4 protein-coding genes are annotated in these 21,611 nt (G+C 73.4%); all 4 read left to right on the top strand.

Going from position 1 to position 21,611, the window contains the following annotated elements; all coding sequences use genetic code 11:
• The first annotated feature begins 541 nt into the window (after positions 1–541).
• Genes EV668_RS11490 through EV668_RS11475 form a run of 4 tightly spaced genes read left to right on the top strand, consistent with a single transcriptional unit; the run spans position 542 to position 21,607 of the window.
• Positions 542–2,332 (top strand): ABC transporter ATP-binding protein, encoded by a 1,791-nt coding sequence (locus EV668_RS11490; RefSeq protein WP_133769869.1) that lies wholly within the window; start codon positions 542–544, stop codon positions 2,330–2,332.
• On the top strand, positions 2,329–4,152 hold the full coding sequence (locus tag EV668_RS11485; RefSeq protein ID WP_133769868.1) for an ABC transporter ATP-binding protein: 1,824 nt from the start codon (positions 2,329–2,331) through the stop codon (positions 4,150–4,152). Before EV668_RS11490 ends, EV668_RS11485 begins: the two co-directional genes overlap by 4 nt.
• Positions 4,149–9,056, top strand: coding sequence for a non-ribosomal peptide synthetase (locus EV668_RS11480; protein ID WP_133769867.1), 4,908 nt, complete (start codon positions 4,149–4,151; stop codon positions 9,054–9,056). Before EV668_RS11485 ends, EV668_RS11480 begins: the two co-directional genes overlap by 4 nt.
• On the top strand, positions 9,053–21,607 hold the full coding sequence (locus tag EV668_RS11475; protein WP_133769866.1) for a non-ribosomal peptide synthetase/type I polyketide synthase: 12,555 nt from the start codon (positions 9,053–9,055) through the stop codon (positions 21,605–21,607). Before EV668_RS11480 ends, EV668_RS11475 begins: the two co-directional genes overlap by 4 nt.
• The last annotated feature ends 4 nt before the right edge of the window (positions 21,608–21,611 follow it).

The raw sequence follows: 21,611 nt of genomic DNA, 5'->3' as shown, positions 1-21,611 counted from the left end.
CCGTCAAGACGGTCGGGAGCGGTCGCTACGCGTGACGGCGCGCCGCCCGCGAAGGGACCGCCGCCGGCTTGCAAACGGAATGCCTCGCGCCCGTCGTCAGCGGCGCGGGTGTCCTCGCCAGCTCTCGCGGGCGCGAGTTCGGCTGCCTGTAAGGAATGGCATTTCAAGGCTATAGTCTGCGTCGTATTGTATAGTTATTCTAATACACAAAGATAATCTCCGATAGTGCGTTGCGTCATACTTTTGGTCATGCAATGAGTTGCTGGCGATATTAGATCGCGTGTGCATGCCGGCATCATCGATAGATTGTATGAAATCTACATTTCGATGATTTTCGCTCGGGGTAGGATCGTATGATTTCTGACAACGGTGCGCGCTTGTGCCCCGCCGCTCTGAGTCTCAGGCATGCTTGCTGCCGACCTCGAGTCCAGGCTGAGGGGTTCGCGTCTTCGCGCGACCGGCATGGTTCGCCTGCGAGATTCGCGGATCGCCGGGGTCTGGCCTCGCGGTCCGCGGGCCGGCCGCTAGGGCGGACGGCGTGATGGCGGCCGGGTCTGCCGGCGGGCGGGTGGGGCCCTGGGCCCTGGCGAAGCCGGTGCGGTTCCGCCTGCTCTTCGCCTGCCTCGTCGCGGCACTGAGCACCATTCTCGCGGTCGTGCCCCTGCTCCTCGTCGGATGGGCGGTCAGCTCCGTCGGAATCGACAGCGCGCCGTTGCGGTTCGCCGCGCTCGCGGCGGGATTTGCGGTGCTGCTGCAGCCGATCCTTGCGGGCGTCGCGACCGCCTGCGCGCATTACGCCGCCTTCGATCTGCTCTTCGTGCTGCGGCGGGATCTCATGCATCGCCTCGCCGCGCTGCCGCTCAGCTACTTCACGCAGCGCCAGGATGCGCGCGTGCAGCGCGTGCTGGGGGACGAGGTCGAGGCGGTCGAGCTGTTCATCAGCCATCACCTGCCGGATGTCGTCGCGGCCCTCGCCACCATCCTGGTTCTGAGCGGGATGATGGCCTGGGCGGATTGGCGCCTGGCGCTCGCCGCCTTGGCGGTCCTGCCCATCGGCGCCGCGGCGCAGGCCGCGATGATGCGGGGCCACGGCGAGAAGATGGGCCTCTATTTCGGCCGGATCGGCCGCGTGAACGCCACGGCGGCCGAACTGGTGCTGGGCCTCGAGACGCTGAAGACCCTCCAGGGCGGGCGCCTGATGATGGATGGCGCCCTGCAGCAGGTCCGAGACCTCCATGCCTTCGCCGAGGAATGGCGGGCGCAGTGGATGCCGGGCTGGGTCCTCTACACGGTCATCATCGGCGCCGCGCCGGCTTTCGTCCTGCCGGTGGGGCTTTGGCTGCAGCAGCACGGCTCGGTCACGCCCGCCGCCCTCGTGTTCTGCCTGCTCGCCGCCACGGGCCTCGGCGTGCCGCTGCTCAAGCTGGTCCTCTACGCCGAGCTGCTGATGCGGACCCGCCAGGCGGCGGGCAAGATCGCCGAGATCGTCGATGCGGCCCCGGAGCGTCCGGTCTCCGACCCCGCGCCGCTCGCGCCGGGCCCGGTCGTCTTCGATGGCGTCTCGCTCGAAATGGGCGGCCGCGCCATCCTGCAGGATATCAGCCTCGCCGTTCTCGAGGGCGGCATCACGGCCATCGTCGGCCCCTCGGGGGCCGGGAAGACGAGCCTCGCCCGCCTCTTCAACCAGAGCCTCGAGCCGACGCGCGGCCGCATCACGGTGGGCGGGCGCGATGTGTCGGAGGTCGCGCCCGGAGCACTCGGCCGCCTGGTCGGCGTCGTCTCGCAGGACGTGTTCCTGTTCAACGACACGATCCTCGAGAACATCCGCACGGCCCGTCCCGCCGCGTCGGTTGCGGAGGTCGATGCCGCGGCCCGAGCGGCCCATTGCCACGACTTCATCGCCGCCCTTCCCAAGGGATACGAGACCCGGGTCGGGGAGGGCGGATCGCGCCTCAGCGGCGGCCAGCGCCAGCGCGTCGCTCTCGCCCGAGCGCTGCTGGCGGACCTGCCGATCCTGCTGCTCGACGAGGCGACGAGCTTCGCCGATCCGGTCCACGAGGCGCTGCTGCAGGATGCGGTCGGGCGCCTGGCCGACCGCAAGACCATCGTCGTCATCTCGCACCGGCTCGACAGCGTCGTCGGCTGCGATCGGATCGTCCTCATGGAGAACGGCCGGATCGTCGCCGCCGGCACCCACGACGCCCTGCTCGGCGCCGCGCCGCGCTATGCCGAGCTCTGGCGCATCCAGCAACGCAACCTCTCCTGGGGCCTCGGGGCGGCGAAGGACGACACGCCGTCACGGGTCGAGGATGCGGCGGAGCTCACATCATGAAGGCCCTGCTGCGCCTGCTCCGCCTCGCACGGGAGGAGCGCCGTGCCCTCGTGGGCGCCGTCCTCTGTCGGGTGCTGGAGGGGATCTTCGCATCCCTGCCGCTCGGTATCATCGTCATCGCCCTGCTCCCGGTGCTCGATCCGGCGAATGCCGCGCCGGCCTGGCTGCGCGGCCCGCTCCCGGACCTGCTGAGCGGCCCGGGCGCGCCGCTCTGGGCGCTCCTGTTCATGCTGCTGGCGGCCCTGCTTCAGGGGCTCGCCGCCTATGCCGCGGCGGAGCTGGGCTACGGCGCCGGCTATCGCCTGACGGCGCGGCTCAGGGCGCGGCTGCTCGAGCATCTCGCCCGACTGCCGCTCGGAACCCTGCGCCAGCGCGATACGGGCGACCTGACCACCGTCGTCATGCAGGACGTGACGGCCTTGGAGATCGTTCCGGGCCTGCTGCTGCCGCGCGTGGTGGCCGCGATGACGCTGCCGGCGCTGGGCGTCGGGGCGGCTCTGGCGATCGCCCCGTTCTTCGGCCTGCTGCTGGCGGCGAGCCTCGCTTTGGCGACGCTCGTCCTGCTGATCTGCCAACGCGGCCTGCGCCGGACGAGCGAGGAGCGCTCCGCCGCCACGGCCGAGCTGAACGTGCGGCTGCTCGAATTCGTTCGCGGCATCGCCGTGGTGAAGGCCTTCGGCCTCGCCTCCGGACGGCTTGGGCGGCTCGAGGAGGCGCTGGCCGCCTCGCGCGACAGCGGCCGGGCGCTGACGATGCGCTTCGTCCTGCCGATGATCGGCGTGCCGGCGATCCTGGCGCTGGGCACGGCCCTGCTGCTGGTGCTGGTCGCGGTGCGGCTGCCGGGGGGAGAGCTGGGCGCACCGGAAGCGCTCCTGCTCGTCCTCGTCGCGCTGCGTCTCTTCGCGCCGCTGGTCGAGACGGTCGAGTTCTTCGCCATGCTTCGCCAGATGGAGGCGGCCCTGGGGCGCGTCGAGACGGTGCTGGCGCTCCGCCCGATGCCCCACGGCGAGGCCGAGCCCGCGGGGTCCCGCATCGTCTTCGACGACGTGAGTTTCGGACACGGGGAGCGAGCGGTGCTGCACGGCGTGAGCTTCGCGGCGGAGCCCGGCACGATCACGGCGCTGGTCGGCGAGACCGGGGCCGGCAAGACCACGATCGCCCGTCTCCTGACCCGCGAATGGGACCCGCAATCGGGCCGCATCTCGATCGGCGGCGTCGATCTGCGCGACCTGTCGCCCGAGACGATCGCCGCGCTGATCGGCGTCGTCTCGCAGAGCGTGGTGCTGTTCTCGCTCTCGGTGCGCGAGAACCTGCGGCTCGCCCGGCCGGACGCCACGGAAGAGGCGATGTGGGACGCGCTGCGCCGCGCGCGCTGCGAGGACGTCGTCCGGCACATGCCCCAGGCGCTGGACACGGTGCTGGAGAATGCCGGCGCGGCGCTGTCGGGCGGCGAGCGGCAGCGTCTGGCCATCGCCCGGCTGTTCCTCAAGGACAGCCCGATCATCGTCCTGGACGAGGCCACCGCGTCGCTCGACGTCGAGAACGAGCGGCAGGTCCAGGAGGCTCTCCAGGAGCTGGGGCGCGGCCGCACCGTGCTGGTGATCGCCCATCGGCTCTGGACCGTGCGGGATGCCGCGCAGGTCGTGGTGCTGGGGGATGGCCGCATCCTCGAGCAGGGCAGCCCCGCGGTGCTGCGCGACCGGCCCGGTCCCTACCGCACCCTGTCCGAGGCCCTGAACACCGCCCCCGGCTGGCGACGGATCGATCCGTCCTCAGCTCCTCCCCCGTCCCTTCTCAAGACCGCTGGAACCTTTGGATGAACGCGACCGCGAGGCCTTCCGTTCTGCGCCCGGACCCCGAGCGCCGGCACGAGCCCTTCCCGCTGACGGACATCCAGCACGCCTACTGGATCGGTCAGGATTCGGTGCTCGAACTCGGCAACGTCTCCTGCCACGCCTATTTCGAATGGCGTCTGCCCGAGCTGGATATCGGCCGGCTGGAGACGGCCTGGAACCTGATCGTCGCCCGTCACGGCATGCTGCGCGCGGTCATCCGGCCCGACGGGATGCAATGCATCCTGCCCGACGTGCCCCGTTACGCGATCCCCGTCGAGGACCTCTCCGGCCTGCCGCCCGATGCGGTCGAGGCGCGGCTCGGCGCGCTGCGCGAAGCCATGCAGCACCGCGCGCCCGATGCCGCGAACTGGCCGCTCTTCGACCTGCGCGTGACGCAGCGGAGCGGCGATGTCGTGCTCCACCTCGATCTCGACCTCCTGACGGTCGACGTGCAGAGCTTCCACATCATCCTGGGCGAACTGGAGCGGCTCTATGCACGGCCCGAGCTGCGGCAGCCTCCGCTCGCGCTGACGTTCCGCGACTACGTCCTGGGCCGCGGGGAGACCGGAGGCGCGCAGCACGCGGCCGACCGCGACTGGTGGCTGGCGCGGCTGCCGAACCTGCCGCAGGCACCTCAATTGCCGCTCCTCGGAACGCCGCAGAGCGCCGCGAGGCCGGATTTCGTGCGTCGCCACGGCAGGGTCGCGCCCGAGCGCTGGCAGCGTTTCGAGCGCTTCGCGACGGCGCGCAACGTCACCGCGTCGGGCGCGCTGCTGGCCGCCTATGCCGAGGTGCTGGCGCAATGGTCGCGGCAGGCCGATTTCTGCCTGAACCTGACGCATTTCCACCGGGAGCGGCTGCATCCCGAGGTGGATTCCATGGTCGGGGACTTCACCTCCGTCGTCCTGGTGCCGCGCCGGGCCCCCGACATCGGCTCGGCCTTCGCCGATCGTGCGCGGAAGCTGCAGCGGGAGACCTGGACCTGCCTGTCGCATCGCGCCTTCAGCGGCATTGAGGTGATGCGCGAACTCGGTCGCCTGGGCGGAGGCGGAAGCCGGGGCACGGCGATGCCGGTGGTCTTCACCAGCCTGCTCGGGCTCGACATCGACGCGCTGGCCGATCACGGCGACGGAGTCGCGCTGCTGGGTGAGCCGGACATCGTCTACACCGCGACGCCCCAGGTCTGGCTCGACCATCAGGCGATGGTTCGTCACGGCGCCCTGGTCTTCAACTGGATCACGGTCGACGCGCTGTTCCCGGACGGCATGGCGGCGGCGATGTTCGAGGCCTACACCGCGCTCCTCGACCGCCTGTGCGACGACGAGGCGACCTGGGACGCGCCGCTCGCCGCCCTCCTGCCCGCGCCGCAGGCGGAAAGCCGCAGCGCCGCCAACGCGACGGAGTGCTCCATCCCGCCGCGCCGGCTGGAATCCGCGTTCCTCGAACGGGCGGAAGCCCGGCCCGACGCGGTGGCGCTGGTCTGGCCGGACGGGGAATGGTCCTACGCGGAACTCGCCGCCGCGGCGGCCACCGTCGCCGGGCAGCTGGTCGAGGCGGGCGTCGTTTCGGGCGACCGCGTCGCGGTCTCGCTGCCGCGCGGCCCCTGGCAGATCGCCAGCGTGCTCGGCATCCTGCGGGCCGGCGCCGCCTATGTGCCGCTCGCGGTCGACATGCCTGCCCTGCGCGCGCAGGCCATCCTGCGCGACGTCGAGGCGGCCGGCCTGATCACCGAACGGGACGACCTCGATTGGCCGCTCGCGCTCCGGCCCGGCGAGGAGGGGCCGATGCGGGAGCCGCCGCGCCCGGCCGGGCTGTCGCACAAGTCGCTCGCCTATATCCTCTACACCTCCGGCACGACCGGTCGGCCGAAGGGCGTCGCCCTCAGGCACGACGCGGTCTGGAACACGGTCGCCGCCGTGAACGAGACCCTTGGCCTCACGCCGGAGGATCGCGTGCTCGGCGTGTCCTCGCTCGGCTTCGACCTGTCGGTCTACGACATCTTCGGTCCGCTCTCGGTGGGCGGCGCGCTGGTCCTCTGCGGCGAGGCGGAGGCACGGGATCCGGCCCATTGGCTCGGCCTCGTCCGGGGCGCCGGCGTCACGGTGTGGAACTCCGTTCCGGCCCTGCTGGACCTCTTACTGGACCGGGTCACGGCATCCGCTGCGCCGCTGCCGCTGCGGGCGGCGCTCTTGAGCGGCGACTGGATACCCCTCGGCCAGCCGGCCCGTCTGCGGGCGGCGGCGCCCGGGTCGCGCTTCCTGGCGCTCGGCGGAGCCACCGAGGCCGCCATCTGGTCGAACCTGCTCGAGGTGGACGAGGTGCCGCCGCATTGGCGCAGCATCCCCTACGGCTATCCGCTGCCGAACCAATCCTACCGCGTCCTCGACGGCGAGGGGCACGACCGGCCGGATTGGGTTCCGGGTGACCTTCATATCGGCGGCGTGGGACTGGCCGAGTGCTACTGGAACGACCCCGCACGCACGGCACAGGCCTTCCCGACCGCCTGGGACGACGGCAGGCGGCTCTACCGCACCGGCGACCTCGCGCGGTACTGGCCCGATGGCATGCTGGAATTCCTCGGGCGCGAGGATACCCAGGTCAAGATCGGCGGCCATCGCATCGAACTGGGCGAGGTCGAGGCCGTTCTCTCCGGCCTTCCTTCGGTGAAGGAGGCCGTCGCGGTGGTGGTCGACCGCGAGTCCGGCGGCCGTCAGATCGGCGCGGCGGTGCTGGAGATGCCCGTCGAGCCTGAGGCCGTCGACGGGGCCGTCGCGGCGGCGATCCGCAGCGCGGCGGAGGCGGCCGAAAGCGCGGCGCAGGGCGAGGCCCTCGAGCGGCTGCGCGCCTTCCGCGCCGCTTCGGACGGGGTGGGCCGCATCGCGATGCATCGGACGCTCGCCGAGATCGCTTCGGGGCGTCTGCAGCCGGATCCCGCCTTTGCGGGGCTGCTGCGGCAATGGCCGCGGATGGCGCCCGAGCCCGGTGATCTCGACGCGGCCTGCGCGGCGTTCGAAGCGCTGCCGGCATGGCCCGGCGCCGAGCTTCTCCGCGGCTGGATCGTCTCCTGCTGCCGGCGCGCCGGCGCGCTCGCGAGCGGCGAGCAGGCTCCGCTGGAACTCCTGTTCCCGGGGGCGACGCTGCAGCACGCGGATAGCCTCTACCGTCACAACCCCGCCGCGGAGCGGCTCGGCGCCCTTTCGGCAGCCATGCTCGGCGCCGCGCTCGACGCACGTCATCCCGAGGCGCCGTTGACGGTGCTGGAGGTGGGAGGCGGCGTCGGCTCCTTCACGGGGCCGCTCCTGCCGGTTCTGCGCCGCCGCGGCGTGCGCTACCACTTCACCGACGTCTCCCTGTTCTTCCTCGATGCCGCGCGCGACAGCTTCGGCGGGGAGGGCGACTTCACCACCGGCCGCTTCGACATCAACCTCGACCCGGCCGATCAGGGCCTTCCGAGCGACGGCTACGACCTGATCGTCGCCTCCAACGTGCTGCACGATGCGCGCGACCTGCCGCGCACCCTGACCTATCTGCGGCGCCTCCTCGTGCCGGGCGGTCGCCTGCTGCTGCTGGAGGCGACCGAGAACACGGCCGTCCAGATGGTGACGGCCGGCTTCCTCGAGGGCTTCTCGGCTTTCGCCGATTTCCGGCAGGAGAAGGGGCTGCCGCTGCTGGCCGCGCCGCAATGGCGGGAGGTTTTGCGCGAGGCCGGGTTCAGCCTGGCGCATATGGGCGGCGACGCGCTCGGGATCGGCCAGCATGTCTTCCTGGCCGAGTGCCGGGGCGGCGCGAACCCGGCGGCCCTGCGCGACGAGGCTGCCAAGCGCCTGCCGGACTACATGGTGCCGGCGGCGATCCGGATCGTGGACACCCTGCCGCTCGGCGCGAACGGCAAGGTCGATCGCGCGGCATTGGCCGCGGAGCTGGCGCGGGCCGCGCCCGCCGGGGCGACGGGCGAGGGGCGTCCGCTCGCGACGCCCGTCGAGCAGCGGCTGGCCGATCTCTGGTCCGAGCTGCTGGCGACGCCGATCCTCTCTGCGGAGGCGGATTTCTTCCGCAGCGGCGGCGACAGCCTGCTGGCCATCCGGCTGATCGGCCGAATCCGCGACGCTTTCGGCGTGGAACTCCCGGTGCGCAGCCTGTTCGAGGCTCCCGTCCTGGCGGATTTGGCCGCGCGGCTGGAGGGCGGCGACAGGCCGGCACTGCAGGCGGATACGCGCCCGCTCCTCGTGCTTTTCCCAGGCAGCGACGGCGCCGCCGGGGCCTTTGCGAGCCTCGAAGCGGCCCTGGGCGACGTCTGCCGGGTGCAGGCGATCGACTTCGCCTCGCGCGCGGCGGCCCCGAGCACCGGCGATCCTCTGGCCGCGGTGCTCGCGCAGGCGCGGTCCGTGCTCGACGGGCAGGCGCCCGGACAGCGGCTGCTGCTCGGCGGCTGGTCCTCTGGAACCGTGCTGGCGGCCGCCCTCGCGGCGCAGCTGGAGGACGAGGGGCGGCCATGCGACGGCCTGGTCCTGCTCGATCCGGTCGACTGGTCCCGGCACGATGTCTTCACGGATCGCGCGGAGGCCATGGCGGGGCAGGCTCCCGCCTGGCTGCGCGACGTCGTGGCGGGGCAGCTCTCCGCCCTGGCGGCCTTCGCGCCGAGGCCTCTGCGCGTGCCGGCCCTCTGCTTCTGGGCCGCCCGGCGTGAAGCGGGCTGGCCGCTCCCCGAGCCGGCCTGGCGCGACCTCCTCACGGGGCCCCGGCACGAGGAGACCATCGCCGCCGATCACTGGTCCCTTCTGCGCGAGGCGGAAGCCCTGACCGATGTCGCCCGCGCCATCCGCAGCTTCGTCGAGCTGCCGGACGGGCCCTGTTCCTCGCAGACGCTGCTCGTGGACGCCGTTCGATGACCCAGGATTTCCTCCATCTGCCCGCCCGCATCGCCGAGCACGCGGCGACACGGGGAGATCATGTCGCGATCCGGTTCGACGGCGCTCCGGGCGCCCCCGCGGGAACGCTGACCTATGCCGGATTGCTGGGTCGCATGGAGGCCGCCGGTGCCGCCCTGGCGCAGGCCTTCAACCCGGGCGAGCGGGTGCTTCTGCTGCTCCCCTCGGGGCTCGAATACGTGGCCGCGGTGCTCGGCTGTTTCCGCACCGGCATCATCGCCGTGCCGGTGAACCTGCCCGGTCCGTCGCGCGTCCAGCGGGTTCTCGGCAAGATCGACGGCATCGCGCGCGACGCGACGCCCGTCGGAATCGTCACCACCCGTGCCATCGCCGAGGCCTCCGGAGCGGCCTTCGAGACCTTCGTGGCCGCGCACGGCCTGCGTGCCGTCTTCCTGGACGATGAGGCCCCGGCGCCGCCCGCGACGTGGCACGAGCCCGGGCCGGATGACATCGCCTTCCTGCAATACACCTCGGGGTCCACCAGCGAGCCCAAGGGCGTGATGAACACCCACGCCGCGCTGGCCGACAATTTCGCCGCCATGCAGCGGGTGTTCCGCAATCACTCGCGCACGGTGATGGTGAACTGGATGCCCCTCTACCACGACATGGGGCTGATCGGCGGCGTGCTGCAGATCCTGCATCACGGCTCTACGACGGTGCTGATCCCGCCGGCGCGCTTCGCCCAGAGGCCTCTCTGCTGGCTGGAGGCGACCACGCAATATCGCGGCACCGTCATGCCGGGACCGAACTTCGCCTTCGATCTCTGTCTGAAGAAGATCCCGGACGAGGCGCTCGCGCGGCTCGACCTCTCCAGCGTCGAGATGGTGATCGCGGCCGCCGAACCGCTGCGTCATGCGACGCTCCTCGCCTTCTGGGAGCGCTTCCGGGCCTGCGGCCTGCGGCGCGAGGCCATGTGCCCCTGCTACGGGCTCGCCGAGACGACGCTGATCGCCGCCGGAACCGTGACCGAGCGCGGGCTCGATCCGCTCTGCCTGGACCATGCGGCCCTCCGGGCCGGCGAGGCCCGTCCGGTCCCCCCCGGCACGCCCGATGCCCATGTGCTGGTCGCCAGCGGCGACGACTTCGTCGGCCTGGATCTGCGCATCGTCGACCCGGAAACCGGGCACGAGCGGCCGGATGGCGGCGTCGGCGAGATCTGGGTCCGCGGCGGGTCGGTCGGCCCCGGCTACTGGAACCGGCCGACGGAGACCGCCGCCGCCTTCCAGGCGGTGCTGCATCCGCGCGAGGGCGCGTCGCGCGGCGGCTGGCTGCGCACGGGCGACCTCGGCTTCGTGCTGGAGGGCCGGCTCTGCGTGACCGGCCGGCTGAAGGAGGCGATCATCCTTCGCGGCGCCTGCCATGCCCCGACCGACATCGAGCAGACGGCGCAGGCGCTCGATCCGCGGCTCGTACCGCAGGGCGGTGCCTGTTTCGCCGTGGACACGCCGGAAGGCGAGGCGGCCATGCTCGTCCACGAGGCCGTCCGGGCGACGCCCGCGGAAGACGAGGCGCTGATCGAGGCGATCCGCGCCGCCGTCGCGGCGGAGCACGGCTTCGCGCTCCATGCGGTCGCGCTGATCCGCCAGGGCACGCTGCTGCGCACGACGAGCGGCAAGATCCGCCGCGCCGCCATGCGCCGGGCCTGGGAGGAGGGCTCCCTCACGCTGCTGGCGGAGCGGCGCTGGACGCCCGAGGCGGCCCAGCCGGGCGGCGCCTCCGCGTCGGAGGGGGCACCCGAGCGCGGGAAGCCCGAGAGCGGAACGGCCGAACGTCTGCGTCGGGCCGGCCCGGCCGAGCGCCGCCTGATCCTGCTCGACGAGATCGGCCGCGTCGTGCAGCCCCTTCTCGGCCGCTCCGAAGAGGAGCGCCTGCCGCCCGAGGCGGGGTTCTTCGATCTCGGCCTCGATTCCGCCGCGGCGGTGGAGGCGGCGGCCGCGCTGCAGGCCCGCCTCGGCCTCGGCGTGGCCGAGCTCGCGACCTTCGATCATCCGACGCCCTCGCGATTGGCCGATCACCTGATCGGCCTCCTGCCCAGCGCCGAGGCGAGCCGCTCCGTCCCCGCCGCTCCGCGCGCGGCGGCCGGGCCCGAACCGATCGCAGTGATCGGCATCGGCTGCCGCTTCCCCGGCGGCGAGGCGGGCGACCGCGCCACGCCCGACGCCTATCTCGACATGCTGCTGGAGGGACGCCCCGCCCGGCGGCGCGAGAGCCGTTGCGGCACCCCGCGCGAAGGCCATCTCCTGGAGGCGATCGAGGGCTTCGACGCGGCCTTCTTCCGTCTCTCCCCGCGCGAGGCGGCCTCGCTCGATCCCGTTCATCGCCTCGTTCTGGAGACGGCCTGGCACGCGCTCGAGGATGCCGGCATTCCGCCCTCGTCTCTGAAGGGAAGCGCCAGTTCGGTCTATCTCGGGCTCGGTGCGGGTGACTACGCGCATCTGCCTTTCGCCGTGGGCGAGGTGCCGGATGCGCATTACGCCACCGGCAACGCACCGGCTGCGGCCGCCGGCCGCCTCGCCCATCTGCTGGGGCTGGAAGGCGAGGCCGTGGTGGTGGATACGGCCTGTTCCGCCTCGCTCGCGGCGATGCATCTCGCCTGCGCCAGCCTGCGGGCGGGCGACAGCGATCTCGCCCTCGTCGGCGGCGCCCAGGTGCTGCTGTCCGAGGAACTGGAGGCGGCCCTGCGCTCCGCCGGCATGCTGGCCGCGGACGGCCTCTGCAAGACCTTCGACGCCGAGGCCGACGGCTATGCGCGCGGAGAGGGCTGCGGCATGCTCGTGCTCTGCCGCCTCTCCGAGGCGCGGGCCAGGGGCGCGCGGGTCCACGCGCTGATCGCGGGGACCGCCCTGCGCCAGGAGGGCGCGCGCAGCGGCCTGACCGTGCCCGAACCCGGCTCGCGCGTGGCCATGATGCGCCGCGCCCTCGATCGGGCGGGCCTGCGGCCGGACGAAATCGACTATGTCGAGATGCACGGGACGGGCACCCGGCTGGGCGATCCCATCGAGTTCGCCTCGCTGGCGGAGGTCTATGGCGGTTCGCGCGCGGCGCCCCTGCTGCTCGGCACCGCGAAGACGGCCATCGGCCATCTGGAAGCGGCGGCGGGTGTCGCCGGGGCGATCAAGGCCGTCGCCGCGCTGCGGCGGGGCGTGGTGCCCCCGCATCCCGTGCGCCGGCTGAACCCGGCCATTTCGCTGGAGCGCATCCCGGCCCGGCTGCCGGCTGCGGCGGAGCCGTGGCCGGCGCGCGCGGACGCACCGCGCCGTGCCGCCGTCGCCTCCTTCGGCTTCAGCGGCACCATCGCCCACGCCCTGCTGGAACAGGCGCCGGCCATGCCCCCAGCTCCGGAGGCGGCGCCCTCGGGCATGCTGGTGCTGCCGCTCTCGGCCCGCTCGCCGGAGGCCTTCGAGGCGCTGCGGACGGCGTGGATCGCCCGCATCGCGGTGACGCCCGAGACCGAGCTGCCGAGCCTGTGCCGGGGGGCGGCGCGGATGCGCGCCCATCTCGAGCTGCGCGGATGCGCCGTCGGCGAGGGGCGGGACGCCTTGCTCGCCGATCTTCGCGGCCTGTCCGCCGCCGAGAGCGCGGTGCCGCCTCGCATCGGCTTCCTGTTCACCGGACAGGGCGCGCAGCATGCCGGGATGGCCGGCGGCCTCGCGGAGGCGAATCCCGCCTTCCGCGCGGCGCTCGACGAGGCGGATGCGGCCCTCCGGCCGTGGCTCGGCCGCTCGGTGCGCGACGCGATGGCCCAGGCGGATGACGCCGCCCTGCGCCAGACCGGGCTCGCCCAGCCCGCGCTCTTCGCGACGGGCTATGCGCTGGCCCGGATGTGGCAGGCCTACGGGCTGCGGCCGGCCGTGGTCGCCGGCCATTCGGTCGGCGAACTGGCGGCGAGCATCATCGCCGGGCACCTGCCGCTCGACGGCGTGGCCCGGCTGGTCGCCGGCCGGGCGGCCCTGATGCAATCCCTGCGGCCCGGCGCCATGCTGGTGCTGCGCGCGACGGAGGAGCGGGCGCTGACGCTCGCGGCCGGCATCGGCGGGATCGCCCTCGCGGCGGTGAACGGGCCGGACATGGTCGTCATGGCGGGCGAGCCGGCGGGCATCGCCGAGTTGACCCGCCGCGCCGGAGCGGAGGGCATCGGGCATCGCGCGCTCGACGTGTCCCACGCCTTCCACTCGCCGATGATGGAGCCGGTGCTGCCGGCTCTGCGCGATCTCGGCGCCGCCTTGCGTCCGGGGAGCGAGGAGGCGGTTCTGGTCTCGACCCTCACCGGGCGGGCCGTCACCTTCGCCGAATTGGCCGCCGGCGAATACTGGGCCGCGCAGGCGCGCCAGCCGGTGCGCTTCGCCGACGCTCTGGCCACGATGGCCGGCTTCGGCTGCGACGCCGTGCTGGAGATCGGTCCTGCTCCGCATCTCCTCCCGCTGGCGCGCCGCGCCTGGCCGAAGGACCGGAAGGTGCCGCTGCTGGTGCCGAGCCTCGATCCCGCGCGATCGGACGTCGCGGTGGTGGGCGCGGGGCTCGCCGCGCTCCACCATGCCGGCGCCGAGATCGACTGGGATGCGGCCGCTCCCGGGCCGCTGCCGGCGCCCGAGGATCTGCCGCTCTACCCGTTCCAGCGCCGGCCCTACTGGTACGGCTTCCGGACGCACAGGCGTCCGGAGCCCGTGCCGGAAATCCCTGTCGCGACGGCGCAGGAAGGCGGGTTGCTCGCCCTGGATTGGCAGGAGGAGCCGGCGGCGAGCGTCACCGGCACGGATGGCTGGCCGGAGGGGGTCGTCGTCGTGCCCGATCACGGCGGCCAGGCGGCGGCGTTGCTGCCCGCCCTGGCGGCACGGGATGTCGACGTCCGCAGCGTGGACGGCCGCAACCTGCGCGGCCTCGAGCGAGCCCTCCAGGCGGGCGAGACGGTCCTGTTCCTGCGCGGCCTCGACGCGGCCGGCGACGAGACGGTCGTCGATGAGTTCCTGACCCTGGCCGGCCATCTGCGCGACCGGAACGCCCGGCTCGTCATCGTCACGCGGGGCGCGGCGGCTCTGCCGGGCGAGACGGCTTGCCCATCGTCGCGGGCGCTGTGGGGCGCCGGTTGGTCGCTGATGGCCGAATGCCGGGAGTTGCGCACGCGGCTGCTGGATCTCGATCCCGCCGGCGCCGGCGCGGGCACCGACCTTGCGGCCGCCATGCTCGGCACGGACCTGCCGCCCGCGCTGGCGCTGCGGGGCGGGCGGGTCTTGCGCCCCGCCCTCGCGAAGGCGGCGGCACCGGCGGCCGGGGCTCCCTTCGCCGCCGATCCCGACGGGACCTACGTGGTCGCCGGTGCGTTCGGCGGCATCGGCCGCGCGCTGGTCCGGTGGCTGGCTGCGCGAGGCGCGGGCCATCTGGTGCTGCTCGGCCGCCGCCGGCCCGAGGCGGCGGAGCGTCGTCTGGCCGAGGAACTCGGCGAACTCGGTGTCCGGGTGACGCTGGAGCGTTGCGACATTGCCGATGCCGCAGCTTTGCGCCGCCTGTTCGGGAGGCTTCGCAGCGCGGGGCCGGTGCGGGGCGTGTTCCATGCCGCGGGGCTCGGCCTGTGGGGGCCGCTCGGCCCCGAGACCGCGGCGCAATACCGGCGCATGGCCGAGGCGAAGATCGCCGGCAGCCGGAATCTCGGCGACGCGGCGCGGGGGGCGGACCTGCGGCACTTCGTTCTGTGCAGCTCGATCGCGGGGATCTGGGGCGCGCGCGGCCAGGTGGCCTATGCCGCGGTCAACGCCTTCCAGGACGCCCTGGCCGCCCGCCGCCGCGCGGAAGGGCTGCCGGCGCTCGCCATGGCCTGGGGACCCTGGGACGGGGACGGCATGGCTGGCGACGAGACGGCCCGGGAGACCCTGGCCGCGGCCGGCTTGCGCCTGTCGACGCCCGATTGGCACCTCGCGCGGCTGGAGCAGGCCCTGGCGGCGGACGACCTGCCGCCGAGCCTCGTCAGCGTCGAGGCCGAGTGGCCGCGCCTCGCCGCTTTGCACGAGGCGGTGACGGGGGCCGGGCTGTTCCGGAACCTCGACGACCGGGCCGCGCCGGAGCCGTCCGCGGTCGCTGGGCGGGCCGAAGGGCCGGTCCAGGCATCGGCGCGGGACCGATTGGCCGCCATCGTCGCCTCGGTCCTGCGGCTGGAGCCGGGCGAGCTCTCGCCAAAGGCGAACCTCGTCACGCTGGGCCTCGATTCGATCTTGGCCATGGAGATCGTGCAGCGCCTGCAGGCCGAGACGGGCGCCGCCCTGCCGCTGCGCGCCCTGTTCGAGACGCCGAGCCTCGAGAGCCTCGCGGCGCAACTGCCGCAGGAGCCGGCACCCCTGCCGGGACCGGGCTTCACCCTCTCGCCCGACATTGCCGCGCGGCACGAGCCGTTCCGGCTGACGCCCCTGCAGCATGCCTATTGGGTGGGCCGGGGGGCGGGCCTCGTGCTCGGCAACGTCGCCTGCCACGCCTATCTCGAGGCCGAGCGCGAGAGCCTCGACCTGACGCTGCTCGAGGAATGCTGGAACCGGCTGATCCTCCGGCACGACACGCTGCGGCTCGTGATCGACCAGTCCGGGCGGCAGCGCATCCTGCCCGAGGTGCCGCGCTACGCCGTGGCGGTGCAGGACCTGCGCGAGACCGAGGCGGCCGAGGCCGTGACCGCGCTCGAGACCTGGCGCGAAGCGCTGTCGCATCAGGTCCATCCGACGTCCCAATGGCCGCTCTTCACCTTGCGCGGCTCGCTGCTCCCCTCCGGGCGCGTGCGGTTGCATCTCGGCCTCGACCTCCTGATCGCCGACGCCACCTCGGCCCAGATCCTGCTCGCCGAACTCGAGGCGCTGATGCGCCATGGCGGGGACATGGAGGCTGCCGGCCTCGCGCCGTTCCGACTCTCGTTCCGCGACTACGTGCTGGCCGGCGAGGACCCGGCGAGCGGATTGCCGGCGGAGCGTGAACGCGCCCGCTCCTGGTGGTTGCCCCGGCTGGAGGAACTGCCGCCGCCGCCGCGCCTGCCTCTGGCGGTGCGGCCCGAGAGCGTCGGCACGCCCCGCTTCACGCGGCGCCAGACCCTGCTGGCCGCGCAGGATTGGGCCGGTCTCAAGCAGCGCATCGCCGCGCGCGGCCTGACCCCGTCCTCCTTCCTGCTCGCCCTCTTCGCCGAGGTGATCGGCCGCTGGAGCGCGGCGCAGGACTTCACGCTCAGCCTGACCCTCTTCGACCGCCGCCCGTGGCATCCGGAGATCGCCGGGCTGACGGGCGACTTCACGGCCGTGACGCTGCTGCCGGTCGACCAGCGCGCCGCGGCGCCGTTCGCGGCGGCGGCTTCGGCCCTCCATGCGACCATGCTCGACGTGCTCGAACATCGGGCCTTCGACGCGACGGACGTCCTGCGCGCCCTGAACCGGGAGCGCGGCGAGGCCGAGCGGGTCACGATGCCGGTCGTGTTCACCAGCCAGTTCGGCGCCGCCGGGGGCAGGGCGGGGCTCCTGGCCGATCCGGTCTTCGCCATCACCCAGACGCCGCAGGTCTGGCTCGACCATCAGGTGATGGAGGTCGAGGGCGCGCTCTGCTGCAACTGGGATGCGGTGGAGGGCTTGTTCCCGGAGGGCGTCCTGGATGCGATGGCGGCCGCCCATGCGGACGTGCTTCACCGCCTCCTGGCGGACGAGGCGGCCTGGGACGGAACGGCGGGCGACCTTCTGCCCGCCTCGCAGCAGGCCGTCCGAACGGCCGTGAACGACACGGCGGCACCCCTTCCCGATCTCCGCCTGCACGACCTCTTCCTGGCGAGCGCGGCGAAGACCCCGGACAGCCCGGCCCTGATCGCGGCCGACGGCCGCTCGTGGTCCTATGCCGCGCTGCGGGACGTGTCCCTCGGGCTGGGCGCGAGGCTGGCCGCGGCGGCGACGGCGCCGCTGGCGGGCCAGCGCGTCGCGGTGCTGATGGAGAAGTGTCCGGAGCAGGCGCTGGCCGTGCTGGCCATCCTGATGCGGGGCGGCGTCTACGTGCCGCTCGATCCGGAGCAGCCGGCGGCGCGGCTGGAGGTCATCCTCGACAGCGCGGATATCCGCCTGGCCGTCGTGGCCGGGACGGTGCCGGAGGCGGTGGCCGACCTGTTCGCGCGCCGCGGCGTCGCGACCGTCGAGGCGGATCTGGCGGCCGAGCCGGACGATGCTCCGGCGATGGAGATCGCGGAGGTTGATCCGCGCGATCCGGCCTATCTGCTCTACACGTCCGGTTCGACCGGCACGCCCAAGGGCGTGCTGCTGGACCATCGCGGGCCGGTCAACACCGTGCTCGACATCAATGCCCGCTTCGGCGTGACGGGGCGCGACCGGGTGCTGGCGCTCTCCCAGCTCGGCTTCGACCTCTCGGTCTACGATCTGTTCGGTGCCTTCGCGGCGGGGGCCGCGTTGGTGGTGCCGGCGGCGGCGCTCCGGCGCGATCCGGCGCATTGGGCGGAGCTGCTGCGCGAGCAGGGCGTCACGGTGTGGAACTCCGTGCCGGCCCTCTTCGACATGCTCGTCGCCGAGCGCGACGCGACGGCTCTGGCGGGCTTGCGGCTGGTGCTGCTCTCCGGCGACTGGGTCCCGCTGCATCTGCCCCGCCGCTTCCGCGCGGGCGGCGGCGCGGCACGGCTCATCGCCCTCGGCGGCGCGACCGAGGCCTCGATCTGGTCCAACTGGTTCGAGATCGGGGAGGTGCCGGAGCACTGGTCCTCGATCCCCTACGGCTATCCGCTGGCCAATCAGCGCTACCATGTGCTCGACGCCGCCCTGCGCCACCGCCCGGATTGGGTGGAGGGCGACCTGCACATCGCCGGAGACGGGCTGGCGCTGCGATACGAGGGCGATCCGGACCGCACCGCAGCCGCCTTCTACCCGCATCCCGAGACCGGCGAGCGCCTGTATCGGACCGGCGACATCGCCCGCTACTGGCCGGACGGCACGCTGGAATTCCTCGGCCGGCGCGACACGCAGGTGAAGATCGGCGGCCACCGCATCGAGCTCGGCGAGATCGAGGCGGCCCTGTCGGCCCATCCGGCGGTCGGCAAGGCGGTGGTGGACGCCATCGGCGACGAGGGGGCGGAGAAGACCTCGCGCACCCGCCGTCTGCAGGCCTGGGTGGTGCTCGACGAGGACGGGGACGATGCCGTCCATCCGGCGCGCCGCGTGCTCTCGCTGCCGGAAGAAGAGGCGACGGACCGACGGAAGACGGCGCGCAGGGTGGCGCTGGCGCGGCTCGCCGACGAGCCCGGCATGGGCGATGCCGAAGGCTTCCAGGCCTTCCTGACGGCCGTGGCGCGCCAGGCGGCGCGGGACAGCCTCCTCGCGCTCGGCCTCCCCGCTCAGGAAGGAGCGACCGTTGCGCGAAGAGGGCTGGCTGCTCGCCTCGGCGTCGGCGGCGCGATGGAGCGGGTGCTGCACGATTGGCTCGCCCTTCTGGTCGAAGCCGGCGACCTCGGCGAGGGCGCGGAGGGCCGGCTGTCGGTGCTGCGTGATCTCGGCACGGGCGATTGGGATGCGCTGGAGACCGAAGGCGCGCGCTTCGGCCTCGCCGCCGATCCCCTTCGCCGCCTGCGGGACGATGCGGGCCGCCGTGCCGCCGTGCTCCGCGGCGAGGCCGAGCCGCTGTCGCTGTTCTTCACGCCGGGAGATGCCGGCCTCTCCCCCGAGGCGCTGACGCGCGGCAGCCCGTCCGGCCCCGCCATGGTGGCCGCGTTGCAGGCCGTCCTGCGAGCGGCGGCACCGGGACAGCGTCCTCCGCTGCGCATCCTGCAACTGGAGGCGCGGAGCGGGTCGACGAGCCTCGACCTCGTCCGGGCGTTGCCGGAGGAGGGGTGGGAACTGACGGTCGCCGACGCGTCGCCCGCCTTCCTCCAGGAAGCGCGCACGACCCTCGCGGCCGGCGGTTTCGCCGGCCACCCCGCGATCCGCTTCCAGGCCCTGGATCCGCAGCGGCCGCTGGGTCCCCAGGGCATCGCGGCCGGCAGCCAGGACGTGCTGGTCCTCCTCAACGCGCTGCACCGGACCCGCGACGTCTCTCCCCTTCTCGCCCATCTGCGGGAGGCCCTGGCGCCCGGCGGCCTGCTGCTGGCGCCGGAGATGACGGCGGATAACGACCTTCAGCGGGTCACGGTCGCGCTGCTCGGCGACGGCCCGGACCAGGTGCTCGATCGGCGCCGCGACCGTTTCGTCTGGCAGGCCTCCGCCTCGTTCTGGACGGAGGCCCTGCTGGAGGCCGGCTTCGCCTGGGCGGATGCGCTGACGCCGCCCGATGCGCCGGATGCTTTCGCGCTTCTGCTGGCCGGGCAGCCGGCGACCCTGTGGCAGGCCGATCCGGCGGCCTTGCGCGCCTTCGCCGCGACGCGCCTGCCGGCCTATATGGTGCCGCAGGGCGTGATGGTCCTGCCGGAGCTGCCGCTCAGCCCCACCGGCAAGCTGGATCGGCGTCGCCTCCCGCGCCCGCCGCGCTCCGCCGCCTCCGAGCCCGCCGCCGCGCTGTCGGCACTGGAGGCTCGCATCGCCGCGATCTGGGAGGAGGTGCTGGGCGTGCCCGTGACGGCGCCGAGCCAGTCCTTCTTCGCCCTCGGCGGAGACAGCCTGAGCGCCGTGAGGGTGTCGGAGGCGCTGCGCCGCACCACCGGCCTCGCGGTCCAGGTGCGCGACCTGTTCGAGCGCCCCGTGCTCTCGGCCTTCGCCGCGCCGCTGGAGGGGCGGGAGTTGCTGGCCGAAGGCGAGGGGGAGCCGATCCTGGTTCCGGCGCCCGAGGCGGCGCACGAGCCCTTCCCGCTGACGGATGTGCAGGAAGCCTACTGGATCGGCCGCCAGGAGGGCTTCGAACTCGGCGGCGTCTCCTCGCATCTCTACACGGAGATCGAGGTCGAGGATCTGCCGTTCGAGCGGATCGAGGCGGCCTTCCGCCTCCTGATCGCCCGGCATCCGATGATGCGGGCGGTGGTGGCCGAGGAGGGCCGCCAGCGCGTGCTGCCGACCGTTCCCGACTACGTCATCGCCTTGCGCGACTGCGCCGTGGCGGACATGCCGGCGGAGACGGCCGCGATCCGCGAGGCCATGTCCCACCAGGTGAGACCCGCCGATCGCTGGCCCCTCTTCGAGGTGCAAGCCCTGCGCGCGGACGGCACGCTGAGGCTGTTCGTCTCGCTCGACAACATGCTGTTCGACGGGCGCAGCATGGCGATGCTGATCGGCGAATGGGGCCTCCTGGCCCGCGCCGCGGATCGGACGGAGGCGCCGCAGCCCCTGGCCTGCACCTTCCGCGACTGCATGCTGGCCCTGCGGGCGATGGAGGGAAGCCCGAGCTGGCGCCGGTCTCTCGATTACTGGCTGGGTCGGCTCGAGACGCTGCCCGCCGCGCCGGATCTTCCGGTCAAGGCCGGCCCCGCCGGTGCGCCCCGCTTCCAGCGGCGCGCGGCCGTGCTGCCGGCCCCGCTCTGGCAGGCCCTGCGCGAGCGGGCGAGGCGAGAGGGGCTCACCGCCAATGCCGTGCTGCTGGCGGCCTATGGCGAGGTGCTTCGCGCCTGGAGCCGCTCGGCCCGCTTCACCATCAACCTCACCCTGTTCCAGCGTCCGCCGCTCCACCCGGAGATCGACCAGGTGATCGGCGACTTCACCTCGCTGATCCTGCTCGAATGCGACGACGCGCCGGCCCCCGATCTGCTCGGCCGCGCGCGGCAGGTGCAGCGGCAATTGGCGGAGGACCTCGCCCATGCCGACGTCTCGGCGGTGCGGGTGCTGCGGGAAGCGGCGCGGCGCACGGGACGCGTGCGCGGCGTCGCCTGTCCGATCGTCTTCACCTCGGCGCTCGGCGCGGCCGCCGGCGAGGAGGGCGGCAGCCAGTCGCTGGGCAGGCTCGGCTGGGGCATCACCCAGACGCCCCAGGTCTGGATCGACCATCAGGCCCGCGAAGCCGAGGGTGCGCTGACCTGGAACTGGGATGCGGTGGAGGCGCTGTTCGAGCCTGGCATGCTGGACGAGATGGTCGGGCTCTATGACCGCCTGCTGCATGTGCTGGCGCAGGACGAGGCCGCGTTCACGCGGCCGCTCGCGGAGCTGCTGGCCGGGGCCGGCCTCTCGCATGCGGTGCGGCACGATCGCGCCGCGCTGATGCTCCCGCCCCGGTCCAAGGCCGAGCCGACGGCGAAGGCTGCCGGTCCGATGGATGCGGCGCCGGACGCGATCGAGTGCGCCGTGCTGGAGGGGCTGGCGCGGGAGACCGGACACCCGGCCCGGCGGGATGTCAGCTTCTTCGAGCAGGGGGCGACCTCTCTCGCGCTGATCCGCCTCTGCCAGGCCCTCCGCGCCGAGTTGGACGTCACCTTGCCGGTGGTGGACCTCTTCGAGCACGCGACGCCGAGGGTGCTCGCCGCGCATCTGCGCCGCTTGAAGGGCGCGAGGGCCGCGCCGCCGCCCGCCACGCGGTCGCAGCCCGGCGCGAGCCGTCCTCCGTCGCGGGCGAGCCGCCGCGCCGCCGCCCGGCAACACGCCCGCGGCCTCTGAATCG

It is taken from the genome of Enterovirga rhinocerotis (assembly GCF_004363955.1).
GTDB classification, from domain to species: domain Bacteria; phylum Pseudomonadota; class Alphaproteobacteria; order Rhizobiales; family Beijerinckiaceae; genus Enterovirga; species Enterovirga rhinocerotis.
Note: the sequence above shows the minus strand (reverse complement) of the source record. Positions and strands in the feature narration are given on the sequence as shown.